At 77.0% G+C, this 15788-nt stretch carries 15 protein-coding genes and 1 riboswitch; of the genes, 7 read left to right on the top strand and 8 right to left on the bottom strand.

Annotated features, from left to right (window positions below; all coding sequences use genetic code 11):
* Nucleotides 1-174 (top strand): integrase core domain-containing protein (locus ACRYM0_RS17165; protein ID WP_432507041.1); only part of this gene is annotated, 174 nt, incomplete at its 5' end.
* Between the two features lie 13 nt (nucleotides 175-187).
* Here ACRYM0_RS17165 and ACRYM0_RS17170 read toward each other — a convergent pair.
* Nucleotides 188-1645, bottom strand: a complete 1458-nt coding sequence (locus tag ACRYM0_RS17170; protein WP_432507027.1) for a diguanylate cyclase domain-containing protein — start codon at nucleotides 1643-1645, stop codon at nucleotides 188-190.
* Between the two features lie 206 nt (nucleotides 1646-1851).
* Here ACRYM0_RS17170 and ACRYM0_RS17175 point away from each other — a divergent pair, with 206 nt between their 5' ends.
* Genes ACRYM0_RS17175 through add form a run of 3 tightly spaced genes read left to right on the top strand, consistent with a single transcriptional unit; the run spans nucleotide 1852 to nucleotide 4619 of the window.
* Complete coding sequence (locus ACRYM0_RS17175; protein ID WP_432507028.1) at nucleotides 1852-2478, top strand: helix-turn-helix domain-containing protein; 627 nt, start codon at nucleotides 1852-1854, stop codon at nucleotides 2476-2478.
* Nucleotides 2479-2512: 34 nt separating this feature from the next.
* Complete coding sequence (locus tag ACRYM0_RS17180; RefSeq protein WP_432507029.1) at nucleotides 2513-3565, top strand: isopenicillin N synthase family dioxygenase; 1053 nt, start codon at nucleotides 2513-2515, stop codon at nucleotides 3563-3565.
* Between the two features lie 13 nt (nucleotides 3566-3578).
* The gene (add, locus tag ACRYM0_RS17185; protein ID WP_432507030.1) at nucleotides 3579-4619 is read left to right on the top strand and encodes an adenosine deaminase; all 1041 of its coding nucleotides are present in this window, start codon (nucleotides 3579-3581) and stop codon (nucleotides 4617-4619) included.
* Nucleotides 4620-4639: 20 nt separating this feature from the next.
* Here the strand turns inward: add and ACRYM0_RS17190 are convergent, their stop codons facing one another.
* The 6 genes from ACRYM0_RS17190 to ACRYM0_RS17215 all read right to left on the bottom strand — a co-directional run bounded on the left by ACRYM0_RS17190 (nucleotide 4640) and on the right by ACRYM0_RS17215 (nucleotide 11498).
* Complete coding sequence (locus tag ACRYM0_RS17190) at nucleotides 4640-5773, bottom strand: cysteine desulfurase family protein (RefSeq protein WP_432507031.1); 1134 nt, start codon at nucleotides 5771-5773, stop codon at nucleotides 4640-4642.
* Nucleotides 5770-6663, bottom strand: a complete 894-nt coding sequence (gene nadC / locus ACRYM0_RS17195; protein WP_432507032.1) for a carboxylating nicotinate-nucleotide diphosphorylase — start codon at nucleotides 6661-6663, stop codon at nucleotides 5770-5772. The genes ACRYM0_RS17190 and nadC overlap by 4 nt, the downstream gene beginning before the upstream one ends.
* Nucleotides 6660-8243: an L-aspartate oxidase gene (gene nadB / locus ACRYM0_RS17200; RefSeq protein WP_432507033.1), complete on the bottom strand. Its 1584-nt coding sequence runs from the start codon at nucleotides 8241-8243 to the stop codon at nucleotides 6660-6662. Before nadB ends, nadC begins: the two co-directional genes overlap by 4 nt.
* Nucleotides 8240-9535, bottom strand: a complete 1296-nt coding sequence (gene nadA, locus ACRYM0_RS17205; protein WP_432507034.1) for a quinolinate synthase NadA — start codon at nucleotides 9533-9535, stop codon at nucleotides 8240-8242. Before nadA ends, nadB begins: the two co-directional genes overlap by 4 nt.
* A 66-nt stretch (nucleotides 9536-9601) precedes the next feature.
* Nucleotides 9602-10294 (bottom strand): NUDIX hydrolase, encoded by a 693-nt coding sequence (locus ACRYM0_RS17210; RefSeq protein ID WP_432507035.1) that lies wholly within the window; start codon nucleotides 10292-10294, stop codon nucleotides 9602-9604.
* Between the two features lie 130 nt (nucleotides 10295-10424).
* Nucleotides 10425-11498 (bottom strand): saccharopine dehydrogenase family protein, encoded by a 1074-nt coding sequence (locus ACRYM0_RS17215; RefSeq protein WP_432507036.1) that lies wholly within the window; start codon nucleotides 11496-11498, stop codon nucleotides 10425-10427.
* 366 nt (nucleotides 11499-11864) lie between these two features.
* On the opposite strand from ACRYM0_RS17215, the gene ACRYM0_RS17220 reads away from it, so the two are divergent.
* Entirely contained in the window at nucleotides 11865-13148 is a 1284-nt protein-coding gene (locus ACRYM0_RS17220) for an MFS transporter (protein WP_432507037.1), read from the top strand.
* Between the two features lie 9 nt (nucleotides 13149-13157).
* Here the strand turns inward: ACRYM0_RS17220 and ACRYM0_RS17225 are convergent, their stop codons facing one another.
* On the bottom strand, nucleotides 13158-13772 hold the full coding sequence (locus ACRYM0_RS17225; RefSeq protein WP_432507038.1) for a malonic semialdehyde reductase: 615 nt from the start codon (nucleotides 13770-13772) through the stop codon (nucleotides 13158-13160).
* 107 nt (nucleotides 13773-13879) lie between these two features.
* On the opposite strand from ACRYM0_RS17225, the gene ACRYM0_RS17230 reads away from it, so the two are divergent.
* Together ACRYM0_RS17230 and ACRYM0_RS17235 are read left to right on the top strand one after the other, a co-directional pair.
* On the top strand, nucleotides 13880-14566 hold the full coding sequence (locus ACRYM0_RS17230) for a metal-dependent transcriptional regulator (RefSeq protein WP_432507039.1): 687 nt from the start codon (nucleotides 13880-13882) through the stop codon (nucleotides 14564-14566).
* Between the two features lie 154 nt (nucleotides 14567-14720).
* Nucleotides 14721-14890: riboswitch (cyclic di-AMP (ydaO/yuaA leader) on the top strand.
* Between the two features lie 5 nt (nucleotides 14891-14895).
* Entirely contained in the window at nucleotides 14896-15744 is an 849-nt protein-coding gene (locus ACRYM0_RS17235; protein WP_432507040.1) for a C40 family peptidase, read from the top strand.
* Nucleotides 15745-15788 lie beyond the last annotated feature (44 nt).

Here is a 15788-nt window from a genome sequence, read left to right on the forward strand (position 1 = left end):
AAGGTCGAGCGCTTCAACCGCACCCTGGCGCAGGAGTGGGCCTACCGGCAGCCTTTCACCAGCAACATCCAGCGCACCACGGCCCTGAGTCCCTGGCTGATCCACTACAACACCACCCGAGCCCACTGCGCCCTGGCTGGGCAGCCCCCGACCAGCCGCCTGTCACCAACGTGATGGCCGAGTACACCTAGGACGCCGCTTCCAGGTCCCGGTGCCCGCCCGCGGACCCGGCGCGGTTGCGCTGCTTGTCGGCGTACATGGCCCGGTCCGCGCGCTCCCACGCCTCGGCCAGGTCCCCGCCGGGGGCGCGGGAGCCCACGCCGACCGACGCCGCGATGCCGCGGGCGCGCAGCGCGGAGCGCAACTGCCGCACCACCTCCTCGGCCCCCGGGCCCGGGGCGGCGGGCAGCACCACGCCGAACTCGTCCCCCCCGAGGCGGGCCAGCACGTCCTGATCGCGCAGGTGGGCGCGCAGCACCTCGGCGGTGCGGCGCAGCAGGTCGTCCCCGGCGGCGTGGCCGAGGGTGTCGTTGGCCCGCTTCAGGCCGTCCAGGTCGACGACGGCCACGCACACCGGGTCGTGCCACCGCTGCCCCGCCTCGTCCAGCAGCCGCTGCCAGCCCCGCCGGTTGGCCAGCCCGGTCAGCGCGTCGGTCTCCGCCTCGCGCCGCGCCTCGCCGGCCGCCCGGTGCAACCGCACGGCGAGCTGCTCACGCTGCAGCAGCGCGCTCAGCAGCGTGCCCACCAGCTGCAGCAGGGGGGCGTGCCGGGTCAGCGAGGCGTCGCGCACGGCGGGGTCCAGCCCGCAGACGGTGCCGAACACGCGGCCGTCGGCCCCCAGCAGCGGGACGGCCACGTAGGAGCCGATCGGCAGCAACCGGCTCACGCCGGCCCCGGCGTAGGCGGGCACCGCCATCGCGTCGGGGGCGATCGCCGGGGCGCCGGCGAGCATCCGCTTGCAGAAGGACGCGTCCCAGTCGTGCCCGTCGCCCGGCTGCGTCCCGTACACCTCGTCGCGCACGTGCACGGACACCTGGCGGTGCCCGTCGTAGCGGGTGATCGCCCAGAAGCCCATGGGCACGGTCTCCCGCAGGTGGTCCAGCACCGCGCCGCACGCTTGCTCGAACGTCACCGCCCCGCCCAGCAGCGCGCCCAGCCCCGGCGACGGCGTGCGACCGGCCGGTGCGGCCGGGGGCGCCAGGCCCGGCGCGCCGCCGGGGGGCTGCGGCGCGGGCGGTTCGCCGCCGCCGTCCAGCTCGCACCACAGGGTGGTTCCCCGGCCGTCGTCGCCGGCGTCCACGCCGTGGCGGTCGGACATCGCGACGACCAGTGCCCACCGCCAGGCGAACGCGCCGCCCGGTGCGCCGGTGCGCTCGCGGGAACGGCCCGAGTCGTCGTGGACCACCAGGCGCACCGTGCCGCCCCGGGCGGCGACGCGCAGCAGCAGCCGGCCGTCCGGGTGCTGCGGGCGGTGCGGCAGCAGGTCGCCCACGAGCTCGGTGACCACCTGCTCGGCCCGCTCGCGCAGCTCTCCGTCCAGGCCCGGGACGTGCCGGCGCACGTACTGCCGCGCTCGCGGGACGCTGTCCGGCTGCGCGGGCAGGCTCACCGCGACGTCCACCGCGCCGTCCGTCGCAACGTCCACCGCACCGTCCACGGCGGCTGGGGCGGACGCGGTCGTCAGGGTCACCGGAGCCACCGGGGCGAGTTCAGAGCCATGTCGACTACGAAGTGTAGGTGAATTCTCACTGAACGTTGTACCGGGGTCGGTGCCGGGCGGCGACGGCCGGGTCCGGGCCCACCGGGTCCCCGGTCGGTCGCGGCGCGGGCCGCTGCGAGAGGGTGGCGGCCGTGGAGCGCGAGCCGACGCCGCGGGGGAGCGGCGCGCAGCCGGCGGGTGAGGCCGATCCCGGTGCTCTCGTGGGGGCGGCCGTGCGCGCGCGGCGCAGCGCCGCCGGGCTGTCGGTGGCCGAGCTGGCACGGCGCGCCGGGGTGTCCGGGCCGTTCGTCAGCCAGCTGGAGGGTGGGCGCTCCTCGGTGAGCATCCCGGTCCTGTACCGGCTGGCGGCCGCGCTGGGCTGCGCGGCCAACGACCTCCTCCCGCTCAGCGGGGAGCGGCGCCGGCTCACCCGCGCCGGTGCCGGCCCGAGGTTGCGCGCCGGGGCGGACGGGCCCGCCGGACCGGCGCAGCGACCGCGGCTGCTGACCCGCACCGGTGAGGGGGTGCTGCTGGAGGGGTACCACTACGTGCTGCGCCCCGGCGACGCCGAGCAGGAGTGGTTCGCGCAACCCGGTGAGGTGTTCGTGCACGTGCTGGCCGGGCGGATCGCCGTCGAGTTCACCGACGGCACGTGCACCGAGCTCGCCGCGGGCGACTCCCTGCACCACGAGGGCGCCGTCCCGCACCGGTGGCTGCTGCGCGGCGACGTCCCCGCGGAGGTCCTCGTGGTCCTCACGGCAGACGTCACACGTCCGTAACCCGCCAGCCGTAAGCAGCACTTACGGTTCGGGGATGGAAACCCCCTTCGAGGTCCCCGCCGTCGACATCTCCGCCTACGTGCACGGCGGCAGCCCCGCCGAGCGCGCCGCCGTCGCCGCGGCGATGGACGCCGCCTGCCGCACCGTCGGTTTCGTGCAGGTCACCGGCCACGGCGTCCCCGGCGCCACCACCGCCGGCCTGGCGAGCGCGATCGACGAGTTCTTCGCCCTGCCGCTGGACGTCAAGCGCCGCTACGTCGCGCCGAAGGGCGTCAACCGCGGGTACACCCCACCCAGGAGCGAGTCCCTCAGCCTCAGCCTGGGCGTTGAGGCGGCCAGCCGAATGAACGACTTCTTCGAGGCGTTCAACACCGGCGCCGCCGCCGGCGACTACCCCGGCGTCGAGCTGGACCCCGCGCTCTACCCCGAGGACCTGTGGCCCGACGAGGACCTCGTGCCGGGTTTCCGCGCTCGCGTGCAGGCCTGGGAGGCCGAGGCCGGTCGCGTCGCGCGCACCCTCACGACGGTCTTCGCCGACGCCCTCGGCCTCGAACCCGGCTGGTTCGACCGCGTCACCGGCCACTCCCTCGACGTGCTGCGCATGAACAACTACGCCCTGCCCCCGGGGACCGTGGAACTCGACGGCGACCTGACCGGCATGGGCGAGCACACCGATTACGGCATCGTCACCGTCCTGTGGGCCGACCGCGTCGCCGGCCTGCAGGTCCTGGGCCAGGACGGCACCTGGCACGACGTCCAGCCCGCCGAGGACGCGCTGCTGGTGAACCTCGGCGACGCGATGGCCCGCTGGACGAACGAGCGCTGGACGTCGACGCTGCACCGCGTCAAGCCGCCGATCGTCGACGGCACCATCGAGCGGCGCCGCTCCGCCGCGTTCTTCCACGACGGCGACGTCGACGCCGTCGTGGCCGCCCTGCCCGGGTGCGTGGCTCCCGGCGAGGAACCCCTCTACCCGCCGGTCACCATCGGCGAGCACATCGCCGCCAAGCTCGCCGGTTCGCGCGCCGGGCGCGCCAACACCACCGCGCAGCGCGAGGCGGCGCGCGTGCTGGCGTCGGCGCGCTGAGGCGGTGGAGGACGTGACGAGCGCACCCGCCCCCGTCGCCGGACCCGCCGCGCCGGCGTCGGCCGAGCTGCTGCGGCGCGCGCCGAAGGCCGAGCTGCACTGCCACCTGGAGGGTTCCGTGCCCGCCGAGGTGGCGGTGCGGCTGGCCCGGCGCCACGGCGTCGCGCTGCCCACCACGGACCCCGGGGAGTTGTACCGGTACGAGGACCTGGAGGGTTTCCTGGCGGTCTACACCGCCGTCTCGCGGGCACTGGTCACCCCCGCCGACCTCGCCGAGGTCACGCACTCCTGCCTCGTCGCGGCGGCCGCGGAGGGCCTGCGGTACCGGGAGATGTCGTTCAACCCCACGAACCACCCGACGATGACCTACCGGCAGGTGCTGGACGGCGTCCTCGACGGCGTGCGCTCGGCCCGGGCGGAGACCGGTGTGGACTGCCGGCTCGTCGTCGCCGTCAACCGCGAGCAGCCGCCCTCGGTGGCGCTGGACCTGGTGCGCGCGGCGCTGGAGCACCGCGCCGACGAGGTGGTGGCCGTCGGCCTGGACCACAACGAGCTGGTGGGACCGCCGGCGGCGTTCGCGGAGGCGTTCGCGCTCGCCGCCCGCGGCGGGCTGCACCGCACCGCTCACGCCGGCGAGCGCGGGAACGCCGCCGAGGTCGCCGCCTCCCTGGACGCGCTGGGCGCGCAGCGGATCGACCACGGCTACGCCGTCCTCGCCGCCCCCGCTCTGCTCGCGCGCTGCCGCGCCGACGGCGTCCACTTCGCGACCTGCTGGTCGACGCAGCTGTTCCACGGCGGCGACGGGTCCGCGATCGCGGGGATGCTCCACGCCGGGCTGGCGGTGTCCGTGAACCCCGACGACCCGCCCATGTTCGGCACGAGCACCGGCGAGGAACTCGCCCGCGCGGGCACCGCGCTCGGGTGGACGCCCGGGCAGGCGCAGGAGAGCGTCCTGGCCGCGGTGGGGGCCGCGTTCTGCGACGAGACCGACCGCGCCGCGCTGGCGGCCGAGGTCCGCCGGGGGTTCGCGGAACTCCTCGCGCCGGCGGGCTGACCCGGCGACCCCGGGAGTCCTCAGGCCCCCGAGGCCGCGCGCACCGCCGCGGGCAGCACCCGCAGCACCTCCTCGACGTCCTGGGCCGTCGTCCCCGGGCCCATCGAGAAGCGCACCGCGGTGCGGGCGGCGTCGGCGTCCAGGCCGGTGGCCAGCAGCACGTGGGAGGCGTCCTCCGACCCGGCCGAGCACGCCGACCCGCTGGAGCACACGACCCCCGCCGCCTCCAGCTCCGCCAGCACCGTCTCCCCGCCCACGCCGGGGAAGCAGAACGAGGCGTGGTGCGCCAGGCGCTGCACCGGGTGGCCGGTCAGCCGGGCGCCGGCGACGCCGGCCAGGACCCCGCCCACGAGCCGGTCGCGCAACGCGCCCAGCCGCGCGGTCTCCTCCTCGCGCGCCGCCTCGGCCAGGCCCAGCGCGACGGCGGTGCCGACGGCACCGGCCACGTCCACGGTGCCGGAGCGACGGCCGAGCTCCTGCCCGCCGCCGTGCAGCAGGGGTTCCAGCGGGACCGAGCCGCGCACGAACAGCACCCCGCACCCGCGCAGACCGCCGAACTTGTGCGCCGACAGGGACAGGGCGTCCACGCCCAGCGCGTCCACGTCCAGGCTCAGGTGACCGGCGGCCTGGACGGCGTCGGTGTGCAGCGGCACGCCGTGCGCGCGGCACACCCGGGAGACCTCCGCCAGCGGCTGCACGGTGCCGATCTCGTTGTTGGCCAGCATCACCGACACCAGCGCGGTGCCGTCGTCGACGAGGCGCTCCAGCTGCTCCAGGTCCACGACGCCGAACCCGTCGACGCCGACCTCGTCGACGCGGAAACCCCGCCGGGTCAGGGCCCTGGCCGTCTCCAGCACCGCCGGGTGCTCGATCGCGGAGACCACCACGCGCTGCCCGCGCGGTGCCGCGCCGGTGATGCCGGTGACCGCGAGGTTGTCGGCCTCGGTGCCGCCGCCGGTGAACACGACCTCCCCGGGGCGGCAGCCGAGGACCTGCGCCACCCCGGAGCGGGCCGCGTCCAGGCCGGCCTTCGCCGCGCGGCCGGCCCCGTGGGCGCTGGAGGGGTTGCCGGTGACCTGCGTCAGGTACGGCCACACGGCCTCCAGGACCTCCCGGCGCGGCGGGGAGGTGGCGGCGTGGTCCAGGTAGATCACGGCGCCACCCCCGCGGCGGCCGCCACCTCGACGTCGAGGCCGAGGTCGAGGGTGCGCGAGTTCTGCGTCAGCGCACCCACCGAGACCAGGTCGACCCCGGTGCGGGCGATCGCGGCCACCGTGTCCAGGCGCACCCCGCCGCTGGCCTCGACGAGTGCGCGCGAGGCCGCGCGGACCCGGCGCACGCCCTCGGCGAGGTCCTCCAGGGAGAAGTTGTCCAGCAGCACCACGTCGACGTCCGCGGCCAGCACGGCGTCGAGCTGGTCGAGGCGGTCCACCTCCACCTCGACCGCCGTGGTGTGCGGGACCCGCTCGCGCACCCGGCGCAGGGCGGTGGTCACGTCCACCCCCTCGGCCAGCAGCACCGCCAGGTGGTTGTCCTTGACGAGCACCGCGTCCGACAGCGACCAGCGGTGGTTGCGCCCGCCCCCGGCGCGCACCGCGGCGCGCTCGAGGGCCCGCAGGCCCGGGGTGGTCTTGCGGGTGTCCACGACCCGCGCGCCCGTGCCGGCGACGGCGGCGACGAACGCGGCCGTGCCGGTGGCGACGCCCGACAGGTGCTGCAGCAGGTTCAGGGCGACGCGCTCGGCGCGCAGCACGCCGCGGGCGGTGCCGCTGACGCGTCCGAGCACGTCACCGGCGGCGAACCGGGTGCCGTCCGCCGAGAACTCGCAGCGCAGCAGCGCACCACCGCTGAGGGCGGCGGCCTGCTCGAACGCGGCGGCGGCGGCGGCGGTGCCGGCCAGCACCCCGGGTTCACGGGCGCGCAGCTCGGCGTGCGCGACGGCTCCGGGCGGCAGCAGCGCCTCGCTGGTGACGTCGCCCCAGGGGGCGTCCTCGGCCAGCGCCGCCGCGACGACGGCGGCGACCGGGTCGGTGGGGGTGTTCACGCGGTCCTCCGCAGGGTGCGTCGGCGCGGGGCGCCGGGGGTCTCGGGGTGGTCGTCGCGGTGGTGCGCGCCGAGGCTCTCGGTGCGCAGCGCCGCCGCCGCCACGAGCAGCCGGGCCACCAGCAGCAGGTTGGCGTCCTCGTGGGCGCGGCGGTCGACGCCGGGCAGGCCGGCCAGTTCCAGGGGGGTCTCCGCGGGGGTCAGCAGCTTGGTGGCGACCTCCAGGCCCGCCGCGTCGCGGAACAGGCCGGCGTGCTCCCACAGCGCCGCGCGCAGGTCGCGACGCGCCACGTGCGAGGCGCGGGCCGTCGCCGGGCCGGGCAGTTCCACGACCTCGTCGGCCGTGAACGCGGGCGGTTCGCCGGGTGCTCCCGCGGCGACGGCCGCGACGTCGGCGGCGACCCGGGAACCGGTGACCAGCGCCTCCAGCAGCGAGTTCGACGCCAGCCGGTTCGCCCCGTGCGCACCGGTGCAGGCGACCTCCCCGGCGGCCCACAACCCCGGCACGCTCGTGCGCCCGCGCACGTCGGTGCGCACCCCGCCCATGAGGTAGTGCGCGGCGGGAGTGACCGGCACCGGTTCGCGGTCGGGGTCGATGCCCGCGGCGGCGCACAGCGCGGCGATGCCCGGGAACCTGCGGGAGAACGCGGCCCCGGTGCGCGCGCGCAACCCCGTGGCGTCCAGCAGCGCCGGGCGCCCGCCGTGCGCGGCCACCGCGCGAGCGGTCGCCCGGGCGACGACGTCGCGCGGGGCGAGTTCGGCGCGCGGGTCCACGGCCGGCATGAACCGGTGCCCGGCGGCGTCCAGCAGCACCGCGCCCTCGCCGCGCACCGCCTCGGAGACCAGGAACGGCTGCGGCACGGCCGCGGCCGTCGGGTGGAACTGCACCATCTCCAGGTCGGCGATCCCGGCGCCGGCGCGCCAGGCCGCGGCCAGCCCGTCCCCGGTCGCGACGGCCGGGTTCGTCGTGCGGCTGAACACCTGCCCGGCCCCGCCGGTGGCGAGCACGACGGCCGCCGCGCTCACCCGGTGCGCCGCCTGCGCGCCGGAGGCGTCGCGCAGCAGCAGGTCCGCGCCCACGACGCGCCCGGCGTCCACGACCAGGCCCACCAGGAACGCGTCCTCGCGCACCACGACGTCGCTGCGGCGCACCGCCGCGGCCAGCGCCGCGGAGATCGCCGCCCCCGTCCGGTCGCCACCGGCGTGCAGGACCCGCGGGCGCGAGTGCGCCGCCTCCAGCCCCAGCGCGGGCCCCCCGTCCGCGGCGCGGTCGAACTCCACGCCCCGCCCGGCGAGCGCCCGCAGCGCGGCCGGGCCGGCGGCGCACACCGCCTCGACCGCCCGCGGGTCGCACAACCCCGCGCCCGCGGCCAGGGTGTCGGCCACGTGGGCGGCGACGTCCCGCCCGTCCGCGGCCACGGCGATGCCGCCCTGCGCCCACCGGGTGCTGCCGTCGCCCAGCGCGGTCTTGGTGGCCAGGACCACCGAGGAACCCCGGGCGGCGTCCAGGGCCGCCGTCATCCCGGCGATCCCCGCCCCCAGCACCAGGACGTCGCAGGAACTGCTGGAGACGGGGTTCACGGCCGCACGGCCAGCATGCGCTCCAACGCGGTGCGGGCGTCGGCGGCCACCTGCGGTTCCACGCTCACCCGGTTCACCACCTCGCCGCGCACCAGGGACTCCAGCACCCACGCCAGGTACGCGGGGTGGATGCGGTACATCGTCGAGCACGGGCACACCACCGGGTCCAGGCAGGTGATGGTCAGGTCGGGGCGGGTGTCGGCGAGGCGCCGCACCATGTTGACCTCGGTGCCGATCGCGAACGCGGTGCCGGCGGGCGCGGCGTCCACGACCCGCTGGATGTACTGCGTGGAACCGCTCTCGTCGGCGGCGTCGACGACCTCCACCGGGCACTCGGGGTGCACCACGACCCGCACGTCGGGGTTCGCGGCGCGGGCCGCCTCGATCTGCTGCACCGTGAAGCGCTGGTGCACCGAGCACCAGCCCCGCCACAGCACCACCCGGGCGTCGGCCAGCGCCTCGGGGGAGTTGCCGCCGCGCGGCTTGCGCGGGTCCCACAGCGGCATGGCGCCCAGCGGCACGCCCATCGCCTTGGCGGTGTTCCGGCCCAGGTGCTGGTCGGGGAAGAACAGCACCCGCTGGGCGCGCTCGAACGCCCACTCCAGCACCTCGCGGGCGTTGGAGGAGGTGCAGACGATGCCGCCGTGCGCGCCGCAGAACGCCTTCAGCGCGGCGGCGGAGTTCATGTAGGTGACGGGCAGGACGGGAACCTTCCCGTCGGCGTCGGGTTCCGTGCCGTACAGCGCCGCGAGCTGCTCCCAGCAGGCGTTCACCGCGTCGATGTCGGCCATGTCGGCCATCGAGCAGCCCGCCGCCAGGTTCGGCAGGATCACCGGCTGCTCGTCCGTGGTGAGCAGGTCGGCGGTCTCGGCCATGAAGTGCACGCCGCAGAACACGACGGACTCCGCCTCGGGGTGGCGCTGGGACTGCTGCGCCAGCTGGAACGAGTCGCCGACGAAGTCGGCGTACCGCACGATCTCGTCGCGCTGGTAGGCGTGCCCCAGGATCGTCACCCGGCTGCCCAGTTCCGCCTTCGCGGCGCGGATGCGCCGGTCCAGCTCCTCGGCGCCGAGCAGCCGGTACTCGGCCGGGATCTGCTGCTGCACCGGTGTGGTGGCCGGGGCGGGATCCTGCCGGGAGGCGCCCGCGCCGTACGTCGGCGCGGGTAGCGGCAGGCCGGGCACCGCGTCGAACTGCCAGGGGCCGCTGGCCAGGTCGGGGTCGCACGTCTCGTCGCCCGCGCGCTGCGGGGCTCGCGCGAGCAGGGCGATCTGCGTGGGGACGGACGCCATGGCGTGCTCTCTCTCGGGTTCGGCTCCCGCCGGGGGACGGGAACCGGCGGTCGGGTGGCGGGGGTTTCAGGCCAGGGGGCCGGCGGTCTGCAGCGGACCGGCCGAACCCTCCGGGACGACGGCCCGGTACAGCTTCGGCGGGCGGTGCCGCCCGCCGGTCTGGCGCTCACCGGTGGGCACGACGGCTCCCGAGTGCTCGACCTGGCGGCGGAAGTTCGCCGGGTCCAGGGGGCGCTGCAGGATCGCCTCGTGCACCTCGCGCAGTTCCGCGAGGGAGAACCGCTCGGGCAGCAGGTGCAGCGCGACGTGGGCGTGCTGCACCTTGGTGCGCAACCGCCACAGCGCGTACCGGACGATCTCGTCGTGGTCGAACGCCAGGCCGGTGCAGTCGTCGGCCGCGGTCCAGCGGACGTTCTCGCCCTCGACGGCCGCGGCCGCCAGGTGGCTGCGCACCAGGGCGGAGTAGACCACCGAGACCACGCGCTGGCCGGGGGAGCGGTCGGGGCGGCCGAAGGTGTAGAGCTGCTCGAGGTAGCTGGGCCGCAACCCCGTGGTCTCGGCCAGGGTGCGCCGGCCCGCGTCGCTGAGGCTCTCCTCGGTGCGGACCCACCCGCCCGGCAGCGCCCACTGCCCGCCGAACGGGTTCCGCGTGCGCCGCACCAGCGGCAGGTGCACCCGCAGGTCCCCCGACCGGTCCGGCAGGAGGGCGATGATCACCGTGGAGACGGCGACGAGGATCGCCTGCTGGGACTGCACCACCGCGCCGCCGCCGCTCCCTCGTGCGCACCCCGCCCGCCGCGGCGGGAGTAAGGGTGGTTCTGACAACAACTGCGGACGAGGTTAGGGCAGCGCCGCGCGGCTGACAAGCACCCCCGCGCCGCCGCGGCGTTCAGCCGCGCGTCTCGTCCAGGCGCAGGAACCGCCACACCGGCGCCGGCCCCCCGGCCAGGTCCGCCAGCAGCCCGGCCCCCACCGGCAGCCGGTCCAGGTGGTGCACCCCCGCCGGGGCGTCCCCGGCGGCCAGCGCCAGCGCGGTGCGCGCGGCCACCTCGGCCGTCGCCCGGGTCTGCTCCACGCCCGCCACCGCGAACGCGGCGTGCGCCCGCCCGTCCGTGGACCAGGCGTCGGCGCGCGCGGCGTACTCCCGGGTGCCCACGTGCACCCCCGACAGGGCGCGCACCAGGGCCGCGCGCACCCGTGGCGAGGCGCCGGCCGCGGTGCCGCGCAACCGGCCCAGCGCGAACAGGGCCGCCGACGCGGCGGCCGGGTCCAGCGCCAGGCGGGTCGTCACGTCCGCCACCCCCAGGCTCGCGCGCACCGCCGGCGCGTCGGCGACGGCGAACGGGCGGGCGGTGCGCACCCGCACCCGCCCCGACGGCGCGGCGGGCGGCAGGGCCACGCGCCGCGCCGGACCCGCCGCGCCGTCCAGCAGCGTGTCCACCGTCCAGCGCACCCCCTCGCGGCCGTGGCGCTCGCCGGCGCCCAGCAGCACCGTGATCGCCACCCGTCCCGCACCGCCGACGGCCTCGTGCGCGGCGCGGGCCAGCAGGTTCGTGGCGCCCGGCGCCAGCCCCACCGACACGGCGGCGGTCGCGCCGGTGCGCCGGGCCAGCGGGTCCAGTGCCTCCAGGCGGGCCAGGTGCGCCGGCGTGGCGCCCACGTCGACGATCGAGACGCCCGCGCTCAGCAGTGCGCGCGCCGCCGCGTCGTCGTCCGCCTCCAGCGCGAGCACGGCGACCCGCGCGCCCGCGGCCACCCGCAGCAGCGCAGCGGTGTCGCGCACGTCGACGACGGCGCCGCGCGCCCCGAGCTCGGCCGCCCGGGCGCGCACCCGTTCCCCGCCGCGCCCGGCGACCACCAGCCGCCGGCCCAGCAGCGGGGCCAGCCGCCCGCCGACCCGCCGGCCCACGGCGCCCAGCGCCCCCAGCACCACCACGTCCACCGGTCCGTCCTCGACGATCACGGGCGTGATCGTGCCGCTCCGCTGGTGGTGCGGGGCAGGCGGTTCCGCGACGGGCGAAACCGGGGTGACAACCCGCGGGGGGCGGACGTACCGTCGACGTACACGGGAGAGGAGGTGGTCCGGTACATGAGTTCTCATCGGACGCGTGAGGTGGCTGCCCGCTAGCAGCCGCGCGATGGACGCGGACCGCTCTGGTCGCCCCGCGCGGCGCGGCGAATCCACGGCAGTCACCGGGTCCCCGGGCGCCGGCCCGTCCAGCCGGCCCTCACCCCGCCACGCGGGGGAGGAAGCGCCCGGGGGCCTTCCCGCGCCCGGCCCCTGCCGCCGGTGCCCTGGTGTCCCGAGCGCACCACCTACCCTCGGGGCGTGCAACCCCGCCCCACCCGCCGGCGCTGGCTGGTGGACACCACCCCGCTGCGCGAGAGCCCCGCGTTCCGCCGGCTGTGGGTGGGGCAGTCCCTGGCCGGGATCGGCACCCAGCTCACCGTCGTCACCGTCGGCCTGCAGGCCTACGCCTTGACCTCCTCGACCCTCGCCGTGGGGGTGGTGGGGCTCTTCGCGCTCGTGCCGCTGGTCGCCCTGGGCCTGTACGGCGGCGCCCTCGTCGACGTGCACGACCGCCGCCGCGTGGCGCTGGCCGCCTCGGTGGCGCTGTGGGTGCTGTCGCTGGCCCTCGCCGCCCAGGCGTGGCTGGAGGTCGGCTCCCTGCACCTGCTCTACGGCCTCGTGGCGCTGCAGAGCGCCGCGTTCGCCGTGGGCAACCCCGCCCGCTCCGCGATCGTGCCCGGGCTGGTGCCCGCCGCGCAGCTGCCCGCGGCCAACGCCCTCTCCGGCACCACCGGTGCCGTCGCGCTGACCGTCGGCCCGCTGCTGGCCGGTCTCCTCGTCGACGCCGGCGGTTTCCGCGTCGCGTACACCGTGGACGCCGTCACGTTCGTGGCGGCGCTGGCCGGGGTGTGGGGGCTGCCGCCGATGCCGCCGGCGCACACCGGCGCCGTGCGGCGGGCGGGCGTGCGCTCGGTCCTGGAGGGCGTGCGCTTCCTCGGGACCCGGCCCAACGTGCGCATGACGTTCCTGGTCGACCTGTGCGCCATGGTGCTGGCCATGCCCCGCGTGCTGTACCCCGCGATCGGCGCCGTGGACCTGGGCGGGGGAGCGCGCACCGTGGGGGTCCTCGGTGCGGGTTTCGCCGCCGGCTCGGTGCTGGCCGGGCTGTTCTCCGGTCCGCTGGGGCAGGTGCGCCGCCAGGGCGCGGTCGTCGTCGGCTGCGTCGCCGTCTACGGCACCGCGGTGGCGGGGTTCGGCGCGGTCCTCGTCGCCGCCCCCGACGGCGCCGGCTGGCGCCTGGCCGCCTGCACCGCGCTGCTGGCCGTGTGCGGCGCCGCCGACGCCGTCAGCTCGATCTTCCGCGGCACGATCCTGCAGGTGGCCACCCCGGACGCGTTGCGCGGCAGGCTGCAGGGCGTGTTCGTCGTCGTGGTCGCCGGCGGGCCCCGGCTGGGCGACGTCGTGCTCGGCGGCACCGCCGAGCTCACCGGCGAGGGGGTCGCCGCCCTCGCCGGCGGCTCGGCGTGCGTGGTGGCGGTCCTGACGCTGGCGCGCGCGCAGCGGGGTTTCGCCCGCTACGACGCGCTGGACCCGCGGCCCTGAGCGCTCCGCTCAGACGGTGCGGACGACCTCCTCCGGCGCCAGGCGCGGACCGCGCGGCCGGAAACCCGCCGGGTCGGGCACGCCGACGTTCACCACGGCCACGACCGCGTGCTCGCCGTCGGGGAAGAACTCCCGCTCGATGGCCGAGGCGTCGATGCCGGTCATCGGCCCGGCCCCCAGCCCCACCGCCCGCACGCCGAGGATCAGGTAGCCCAGCTGCAGGGCGGTGTTGAACACCGCCGTCCGCTCGCGCAGCGCCTCGTCGGCGAAGGCCTCCCGCGCGTTCGGCGCGTGCGGGAGCAGGCGCGGCATCTCCTCGTCGAAGCGCCGGTCGGCGGCCACGACGACGCTCAGCGGCGCCGCCCTGGTCTTGTCCCCGTTGCCGCCGCTCATCATCGTCGCGAGCTTCTCGCGCGCGGCGGGGGAGCGCACCAGCAGCAGCCGCATGGGCTGGGTGTTCATGCTGGTCGGCGGGTGCCTGACGAGGTCCACGATCGCGGCGACCTGCTCGTCGGTGACGGGCTCGTCCGTGAACCGGTGCGCGGTGCGCGCACCGGTGAACACCTGCTCCAGCGCGGCGGGGTCGAGGGCGGGGCGGGGACCGGGGACGGCGGACGTGCTCACGGGGCTCCTCAGCTCTCCTCGGGGCGTGGTGCCCCCACCGTCGCACGCGCCCCGCCGGCCCGCCGGGCCGGTGCGTGCGGGTGCGCCGATGACGGATGATGGACGCCGTGAGCGACCTCATCGACACCACCGAGATGTACCTCAAGACGGTCTTCGAGCTCGAGGAGGAGGGCATCGTGCCGATGCGCGCCCGCATCGCCGAGCGCCTGCACCACTCCGGCCCCACCGTCTCGCAGACGGTGGCGCGCATGGAGCGCGACGGCCTGCTGCACGTCGGCACCGACCGCCGCCTGGAGCTCACCGACACCGGCCGCACCAAGGCCATGCGCGTCATGCGCAAGCACCGGCTCACCGAGCGGCTGCTCACCGACGTCATCGGGCTGGAGTGGTCGCTGGTGCACGAGGAGGCGTGCCGCTGGGAGCACGTCATCTCCGAGGAGGTCGAGAAGCGGCTCGTCGACATCCTCGACCACCCGCACTCCTCGCCGTACGGCAACCCGATCCCCGGGCTGGAGGAGCTGGGCGAGGTCGCGTCCGCCGAGGACTTCCGCACCGGCGTGCAGCCCCTGACGACGGCCGGCGCGGACGGCTCCCCCGTCGTGGTGCGCCGCCTGGGCGAGCCGCTGCAGACCGACGTGGAGCTGCTGGCCCGCTTCGCCGAGGCGGGGCTGCGACCGGGCGCGGAGGTCGTCGTCAAGGCGTCGGCGAGCGGGTACGAGGTGGCCCTGGGGGACGCCGTGCTGGAGCTGAGCACCGCCGAGGCCTCCCACCTGTTCGTGGCCGCGCGGAGCTGAGCTCCGCAGCGCGTTCGTCGCCGGTTCGTCACGCGACTGCCACGCGGACGTCACCGGGTCGTGACATCCGGGGCCCGGAGGGGTTATGGTCCACCCGCTTCTGTGAACGTTCACGCGGAAGCCCTCGCACGGACGCCGAGCCCTGCCACCGCGTCGAGGTCCCACGCACACGTGTGGCAGGGACGGGGGAACCAATTTCCCGGGCGTGATCCACCGGCCAGCCAGGTCGGGGTGAGCGTCCTAGGGGTGAAGCCGGTGCGAACCGGCCGGGCGATACTCCCGCCCGAACCCGACAGCTCACCTCGCAGGCGTCGGAGAGGCACACCACCTTGACGACTCGCGTTCCGGCGCGCCACCGCGCGCCCGTCCGTCCCCGCACGTCCCTGACCGACCTCGGCCGTGCCGGCGCCGTCGCCGCCGCCGCCGGCGGGCTGCTCGTCACCGTCGCGCTGCCGGCCGGTGCCGCCCCCGCCGCGGCCCCCGCGGCCGTCGGCACGGTGAGCACCGCCGTCAGCGCGGAGCTGACCACCGCCGTCGACTCCGCCTTCGGCACCACCGCCGTCGGCGTGGTCTCCGCCCCCGCCGAGGCGGGCGCGGTCACCACCCTGGCCGCCTTCAGCACGGTGCCGACGCCCGCGCCGCCGCCGGTCCTCGTGGAGCGCAGCACCCGCAGCGCCGCCGACGCGCCCGTCGTGGAGGCCTCGGTCGACCAGGCCGTCGTCGACGCCGCCCGGGCGGTCCCCGCCGTCCAGGCCGCCGCCCCGGCCCCGGCCCCGGCCCCCGTCGTCGAGGCGCCCCCCGCCCCGGCCCCCGCCCCGTCGCTGGGTCAGCAGATCCTCGCCGTGGCCGACGACTACGCGGGTGTGCCGTACGTGTACGGCGGCTCCACCCCCGCGGGCTTCGACTGCTCCGGGTACACCAGCTACGTGCTGCGCCAGGTCGGCATCTCGGTGCCGCGCACCTCCAACGCCCAGCTCGCCGCCAGCACGCGCATCTCCCGCGCCGAGGCCGTGGCCGGCGACCTGGTCTTCTTCACCGACGGCGGCCGCGCCTACCACGTCGGCATCTACGCCGGCGACGGGATGATGTGGGACGCCCCCCGCAGCGGCAAGCCCGTCCAGCTCCGCGCCGTGTGGAGCGACTCCGCGGTCTACGGCCGCGTGGCGCCCGTCGCCTGACGACGCCCCCCAGACCGGGCCCGGCACCTCTGCGAGGTGCCGGG

This window comes from Kineococcus arenarius subsp. arenarius, from assembly GCF_050871845.1.
In the GTDB taxonomy this organism is placed as follows: Bacteria; Actinomycetota; Actinomycetes; order Actinomycetales; family Kineococcaceae; genus Kineococcus.